Consider the following 940-nt stretch of genomic DNA (forward strand, 5'->3'; position numbering starts at 1 on the left):
CAGACGCCAGCTTCAACGGCATCAATCTGATCAATTCCAGCGATACCGAACTCACCGTTGCCTTCAACGAACGACGGGATGAAGGACGATCGGAACTAGTGATTGGCGGCGTAGATCTGACCTCCTTCGGCCTTGACCTTACAAGTGCGAATTCCTTGGACGGGTCCGAAGCAGAATCGAAGCTGAATGACTTGTCCAGCGCGTTGTCGAGTTTGCGTTCCGCAAGCGGCAAATTTGGCTCGCAGCTCACGACGGTGAACATTCGCGAGGACTTCACCAAGGATCTGATCAATACCTTGCAGACCGGTGCCGACAATCTGGTTCTGGCCGATACCAACGAGGAAGGCGCAAACCTTCTCGCCCTGCAGACAAGACAGTCACTGTCTACTACGGCACTCTCGCTCGCCTCGCAAGCAGACCAGGCCGTGCTGCGGCTGCTCTAGACCCAAGCTGAAATCACGATTGTGGACGGGTGGCGGTGTTCCGCCGCCCGCTTTACATTACGCAACGTTATTTTGCCATTGATTTCAGATGGTTCCCGTGCGTGGCTTCAATGTTTCATTAACCTTAAATTAGGCTTTCGGTTCGATCCTGCCGGTGCGTCTCAGAACGAGGCGAAATTCAAAACGGTATCCTAGAAGGGATCGAACATGTCCGACATCACGCTTTCGGCTGGCGTACGCCAGAACCTGCTTTCCTTGCAGAACACCGCCGATCTTCTGGGGCAAACCCAGAACCGACTTGCCACCGGCAAGAAGGTGAATTCCGCCCTCGACAACCCGACTAACTTCTTTACCTCGCAGGGCCTGCAGTCGCGTGCCAATGACCTGACCAATCTCCTTGACGGCATTGGCAACGCGATCAAGACGCTGGAAGCAGCCGACAACGGCATCAAGGCAATCACCAAGCTGGTCGAAAGCGCCCAGTCGACGGTTCGCCA

At 55.1% G+C, this 940-nt stretch carries 2 protein-coding genes; both read left to right on the top strand.

All coding sequences use genetic code 11. The features are described 5' to 3' along the window. A partial coding sequence (locus H2509_RS00810) for a flagellin (RefSeq protein ID WP_268925642.1) occupies positions 1-443 on the top strand: 443 nt, incomplete at its 5' end. A 207-nt stretch (positions 444-650) separates the two neighbouring features. Next, the coding region (locus H2509_RS00815) for a flagellin N-terminal helical domain-containing protein (RefSeq protein WP_456243046.1) at positions 651-940 on the top strand (290 nt) is incomplete at its 3' end.

Origin of the sequence: Stappia albiluteola (assembly GCF_014050225.1) — a bacterium.
Taxonomy (GTDB): Bacteria; Pseudomonadota; Alphaproteobacteria; order Rhizobiales; family Stappiaceae; genus Hongsoonwoonella; species Hongsoonwoonella albiluteola.